Annotated in this window: 5 protein-coding genes and 1 pseudogene; 5 read left to right on the forward strand and 1 reads right to left on the reverse strand. The window is 56.7% G+C overall.

All coding sequences use genetic code 11. The annotated features are described in order from the left end of the window. The 3 genes from P353_RS24065 to P353_RS24075 all read left to right on the forward strand — a co-directional run. Positions 1 to 206 (forward strand): hypothetical protein (locus P353_RS24065; protein WP_034375390.1); only part of this gene is annotated, 206 nt, incomplete at its 5' end. Continuing rightward, a complete protein-coding gene (locus tag P353_RS24070; RefSeq protein ID WP_034375393.1) occupies positions 203 to 673 on the forward strand; it encodes a lysozyme in 471 nt (156 codons plus the stop codon). The genes P353_RS24065 and P353_RS24070, both read left to right, overlap by 4 nt. Further along, the gene (locus tag P353_RS24075) at positions 670 to 1122 is read left to right on the forward strand and encodes a hypothetical protein (RefSeq protein ID WP_034375396.1); all 453 of its coding nucleotides are present in this window, start codon (positions 670 to 672) and stop codon (positions 1120 to 1122) included. Before P353_RS24070 ends, P353_RS24075 begins: the two co-directional genes overlap by 4 nt. A gap of 973 nt (positions 1123 to 2095) precedes the next feature. Here P353_RS24075 and P353_RS24080 read toward each other — a convergent pair. After that, on the reverse strand, positions 2096 to 2281 hold the full coding sequence (locus P353_RS24080) for a hypothetical protein (RefSeq protein WP_003070780.1): 186 nt from the start codon (positions 2279 to 2281) through the stop codon (positions 2096 to 2098). An 880-nt stretch (positions 2282 to 3161) separates the two neighbouring features. On the opposite strand from P353_RS24080, the gene P353_RS24085 reads away from it, so the two are divergent. Together P353_RS24085 and P353_RS30080 are read left to right on the forward strand one after the other, a co-directional pair. Then, complete coding sequence (locus tag P353_RS24085) at positions 3162 to 4397, forward strand: EAL domain-containing protein (protein ID WP_034375398.1); 1236 nt, start codon at positions 3162 to 3164, stop codon at positions 4395 to 4397. A 983-nt stretch (positions 4398 to 5380) separates the two neighbouring features. After that, positions 5381 to 5618 (forward strand): annotated as a pseudogene (locus tag P353_RS30080) (TolC family protein); the annotation flags it as partial.

Genomic DNA, 5618 nt, shown 5'->3' on the forward strand with positions numbered 1-5618 from the left:
AGCGAGAGCTGGGGAAGACCCGGCAGGAACTACATGAGCTTAAGCAGCAGCTGTCCGACCTGCTGGAGTTCTTCACCGCTATGCGCGGGGCCTTCAAGGTTCTGAACTGGCTTGGAAAGCTGGCGAAGCCTGTGGCATATGTGGTCATGCTGGGCACGGCGCTGCTCGGGTTCTGGACTGCAGTTCGTGCAGGAGGTGGCCGATGAGCTGGAAAGCAAAATTCATAGCTATCGTTGGCGCCGGCGCGGCAGCTCTAGCGGTTCCTCTGGTTCAGCATTACGAGGGAACCGTGCTCAGCACTTACCGTGACCCGGTAGGCATCATCACGGCTTGCACGGGCCACACCGGGCCAGAGCTCAAGATGGGGCAGACCTACACCCGCCAGCAGTGTGAGGAAATGCTCTACAAGGACTTGGCCCAGCATGCTGACGCCCTGAGCTGTGTGCGTGCACCTCTGACGGACGGCCAGCGCGCGGCGTTTCTGAGCTTCGCCTTCAATGTGGGGGATGACGCCTTTTGCCGCAGCACTCTGGTGCGCAAGGCCAATGCTGGCGACATGGACGGCGCCTGTGCTGAGTTGAGCCGCTGGACCTACGCCGGCGGCAAGCAGTTGCCCGGCCTGGTGCGGCGCCGTGCTGCTGAGCGGCAACTGTGCGAGGCGGGGCTCGCATGACCGGCCGCGCCCAGGCCCTGGTCCTGGCCGTGCTGCTGGCCATGTCATTTGCCTGCGGCTGGTGGGTCAATGCCCAGCGCGCAGAGGCCCGCATATCGCTTCTGAAAAAAGAGCATGCAGAGCAGACTATGCGTGCTGGCGCGTCGGCTTTGGCTTCCTATTCACGCATGGAGAAAACCAAGGATGACGCAATCAAATCTGCCCAGGCTCGGGCCGAGAGCCTCCAGGCTGATGCTGGTCTTGCTGCCGCTGCTGCTGACGGCCTGCGCAAGCAACTCGCCGGTGTGCCCGCCCGTATCGCAGCCGCTTCCCGCGCCGCCGTCGATGAGTACGCCACAACCGCAGGAGAGCTACTCGGCGCGTGCACAGCGGAATATCAGTGGATGGCAAGACAAGCTGATGGCCACGCAAATGATGCGAGAATGATCACCGAGTCTTGGCCTCGCTGAACAAACGCAAAAAAGCCCCCTCGACACCCAAATCAGGTGCGAGGGGGCTCTTTTTTTGTGCGGGAGATTTTGCCAACATGGGCGGTAAACCATGCGCTGCATGCTAGCCCTGCGTCTTGATCTTCCCTATGTCACAGGAATGCGCAAACAGCGAGCACGCCGCTTTTAATCCGTTGGTCGCGAGTTCGAATCTCGCAGGACCCACCAGAATGCATAAGCCGCTACAGCTATTAAAGTTGTAGCGGCTTTCTGTTTTATTCCCGCGGTGGGAATATTCATGACTCCAAGGAGTTGCGGTTTGCGCTCCTTGAGCGTTCATGGACACGGGCGCTATTGCTCTGGCGGCCTACAGTTCGGACAGCTCTCCGTATCGATTCTTGTGTCGGGCCGTGGAGTATGCATACAGAGCTGGAACCAGGGCCGGTGCGGGATCACGCCTTTCCTCATCGAGTCGGCCACGACCCGCTGCCAGCCCGAAATGAAGCCCAATGGGGCCGGCAGTCTTGATGATTGATGCATTTGTGCCGCGACGCTTCTGGCTACCGTAAAGCAGGCCGGTGAACGACCGGGATATGCGGGGTCTGTGCTCTCTTTTCTGCAAGGTCAGCGAACCCTGCCATCAAGTTAAACAGGGCGCTGCCGAGTTGCTAGTCGCGACAGGCTCGCCTGGTGTTTGCTGGCATAGATGCCACAAAGCGCGCTCACGGCCCTTTGGATCAAGGCTTGCGTACTCAACCAGAGAACTTCCGGGCCGCTTGGCCAAAGGCTTTGCCCGTCAGAGTAGCGAAGCTGCTTTCCTCCGGGCAGGCTGCAGCTCGGCAGATCGGTCAGTTGAAATGATGGTGGAGCCAGGCCTTGTCTTCTGGCAGGCCAGCGGTGCTGGCGTTGGCCTGCCAGGTGTTTGCCGGAAAAGCAGAACCCCGCTCAGTTGACAGTGGCGGGGTTCGTCTGGAGGTTGGAGACCGAGTTGCTGTTACGGGGTTTTGCTTCTTCCCCGGTAGTTCAGGTCAGTGGCCGAGTAGTTCTCACGCTTGCGCCAGTCCATTTGAATCGGGCCGGCATGGTTGGCAGGATAGGTGATGCGCTCTTTTTCGCGATTGAGTTCCCACTGCTTTGCATCCACGATGCGATGGACTGTGGACTCTTTGGATTTACTCATGGGGACGGCGGCCTTCAATCAAGTTTCTGAACCTAAAGAAGACGGTACAGCTGCCGGGATGGCGAGTCCAGTGAATTCGCCTGACGAATGACGGATCGCTTGGATTGCGTTGGAATCACGACTACTAGAGGATGTTTTTAGGGTAGATGCGAATAGTTGCTGCTTGGGGGATGGGCCTGTGTTCCCGTCAAGGCGTCAGCCTTGAAACGGCCTGAGCCTTGTGTGGCAGCTCAAACGCTGCAAGCAGAGCGCCGGGGAATTCTCGTCCGGCTGGGTGTTGATCTGTGTCGTGTGCAGGTTGTCGCACAGTAGCTCAAGCACTGCAGCGATATGCCGCAAAGCGGCAGCAAAAGGCACAGGACTTGGTGAGCAAAAAGCCGGCCCATGCGGCTGCCAGTCTGAATGCAGTCAATTCATGTTGGGCATCGTGGCGTAGGGCTGTGAGTACTGTCGTCCTGGATGCCCTGACCTTTGACCCATTCGCCTTGATTTCTGCACGGCAATGTGTCCAGGTGGGCGATGTCTTCGATTGTGACTGCTCGACACGAATAAATGCAGCCTGCGATCTGTCGTCCACATCCTGCCTCGATGCGTATTCCGATTGAACTGATTCCTCGCGCCGGAGGCAAGGTATGGTGTTGCAACGACCGGTTGAATCCGTCCCACGAAGCCGTCACACAGAAAAACTCACCGAGGACCCATACCTGGAGCAACAGCTGGAATCCAGGTGGATGGTGAAACTAGTGGATTGATTGACATTTTTGCCACGGCCGCTGCTGAGACACTTGTTGAATATCGATGATCATTGCTTCACATTGCATGCTTTTCCAGATTAAATATCGACAAAAGCCGTGTGAGTCGACTGTATGTAAGAGGGGGCATGCAGATGAACGATCTGGAGGTTGACGGGAATCGCCATCTCAATCATTTGATGAGATCAGGTGTGTGTGCAGAAGGAGTGGATCGCATACTGCGTGCGGTTCGCAAGCACCTGGGAATGGATATCGCCTTTGTCTCACACTTCGGCGCTGCCGAACGGGTGCTCAAGCATTTGGACAGTGTTTCGGGCGGGCCGCTTTATCAAGGCCAGAGCATTCCCATGCAGGAGGGATACTGCCTGAAGGTCGTTCATGGCGAGCTGCCGGAATGTATTCCGGACACAAGTCGTGTGCCGGCTACTCAGCACATTTCTGCAACACATGCAATTCCAATTGGGTCCCATCTGAGTGTTCCCGTCCGTCTCACGGATGGGCATGTGTATGGGACGCTTTGCTGCTTCAGCTACCTCCCGAATCCAACGCTAGGGGAGCGCGACATGCAATTGCTGCGCGCATTTGCAGAGATCCTGGCAGACCGTATCGAAGAGCAGGCGGCCGAGGAGCGAGTCAAGGCACGGTTGGTCGGAGAGGTCCGATCCGCTTTGGCGCACGGTGATCCGAGGATGGTTTTCCAGCCGATCTGCAGTCTGCGTGACAAGGCCATCTGCGGCTTTGAGAGCCTTTCGCGTTTTGATGTCGAGCCCAGACATGCGCCGGATTATTGGTTCGATGTGGCCGACAAGGCAGGTTTGGGCATTGACCTGGAGCTGTGCGCTGTATCCAAGGTGCTGCCAGCGCTGGAGCGGCTGCCCGCCAACAGCAGCGTAAGTGTCAACTGCTCGCCACAATTGCTGCTTAGCAGCAAATTCCATCAACTACTTGATGGCATTGATGATCTCTCCCGTCTGGTCCTGGAAATTACAGAACATGCTGCGGTCAAGGATTACAAAGCTCTTGCCATTGGGCTGGAGCCTTACCGTCGCCGGGGCGCAAAACTGGCGGTTGACGATGCGGGTGCGGGCTATTCCAGCATGCGGCATATCCTCAATCTCGAGCCCGAGATCATCAAGCTGGATATGAGTCTTACTCACTCTATCGATACCGATGAGAAACGGCGTGCACTGGCCAGAGGTCTCATCAGCTTCGCACATGAAATAGGAAGCCTGGTGATTGCAGAGGGCGTTGAACGGCCGGAAGAGCTGGATATGCTGCAAAGGCTTGGGGTGGATTGCGCTCAAGGGTATTTGCTTTCCAGGCCACTTGAGATTGATGCCGCAGCGGTGTTCTCGCTTCACTAGTGGGCGTGCTGTGGGATGTGTCGCTGCATGGGCGGTCGCAGCGTTTAAGTGTCTGGCAACTGATCTCGTCCAGCAGACGGCTGGCTTAGCTTGCTTCGTTCGCCTGCATCGAGCAGGCTTTGGCTCTTCTCGCGGCTCCTTTGCAGAGGGCCAGAGCCCATAGGCAGCCTCGGGTGACAGGTGTAAACATCTATCTGGTGCCGCCAATCAATGCGAGCATATTGTTTGCAAATATCAATTGAGCCAGGATGCCATGAAATGGCTACTTGTCAGTTTGCGCTCATGGTATTGATGCTCTGCGTCAGCTTTGTAGAGTCGGTCGCAGACGACCTGAGGCAAGGCGGCGATCAGGGTTGACTGCCGGGGTTTTCAGGAGCCCTTATGAGGCATTTCCGCACCATCGACTGCAGTTGTCACGCCCGTGATGTTGCGGTCGATTTCCATTGGGCGTCCGAATCTCTCAAGCTTGACGATGGAGCTGCTGTGATTGAACTGCCTGGCTTTACTGAAGCAGTTTGATGCGCCTGGGGCGTTGTTGTGCGCCTTCCAATGCCTCGGGAATGCGTGGCAAGCGCGCTTGCGAGCGGTGCTGATCTGAAATTCATAGATCAGTGCTGGAACCTCTAATAGCAATCAGCACTCTTTGCGCCAACGGTTCTTGGAGAACTTGAGGGAGTGTCTTGCTGTCTCCTGCTGGAAGCTGCCCCAGGCAGCTATGCACTGCATCACAAGCGAGTCGCCTGACCAGTCACCGCCAGGGGCTCATTGCACCAATTGGGGCAAAGAATGAGTGCGACAGCATGGTGCTTCTGGCAGAAAAAATACCTGATTTCAGTGATTGCGGTTGTCACCTTTGATTAGTAACATCGCGAACACATTTTCTGACAATTAAGACTTTTGCATACCTTTTGAAGTTTGGTGCATAGATTCCATCTGGGCCAGTCTTCTTGTCAAACCGTCTTTGCCACCATCCCCTTGCGAATATGAACGCCATTGCTCACCGCCGGTCCGAGACAAATTTTCGTGGCCGTGTCCGGCTCACGGCCTTGTTAGGCTCTGCCATCTGGCTCACTGGCTGTGCCAACCTGAGCAGTCAGGCGCTCTCGACAGAAGAAATTCAGTCGCAGGTCCAGGCCGATCGGCAAAGCCTCGGCAAGGGCGTTGCTCCTCTGACCGGGCCAGTGAGCCTGGAAGAGGCGATTGCGCGGGCCATCAAATACA

The organism is Comamonas testosteroni, assembly GCF_000761245.1.
GTDB classification, from domain to species: domain Bacteria; phylum Pseudomonadota; class Gammaproteobacteria; order Burkholderiales; family Burkholderiaceae_C; genus Comamonas; species Comamonas testosteroni_C.

What these genes read in the sequence shown, in the direction of transcription:
- P353_RS24070 (WP_034375393.1), top strand. Translation starts at nt 203, where the DNA reads ATGAGCTGGAAAGCAAAATTCATAGCTATCGTTGGCGCCGGCGCGGCA.
- P353_RS24075 (WP_034375396.1), top strand. Translation starts at nt 670, where the DNA reads ATGACCGGCCGCGCCCAGGCCCTGGTCCTGGCCGTGCTGCTGGCCATG.
- P353_RS24080 (WP_003070780.1), bottom strand. Translation starts at nt 2,281, where the DNA reads ATGAGTAAATCCAAAGAGTCCACAGTCCATCGCATCGTGGATGCAAAG.
- P353_RS24085 (WP_034375398.1), top strand. Translation starts at nt 3,162, where the DNA reads ATGCAGATGAACGATCTGGAGGTTGACGGGAATCGCCATCTCAATCAT.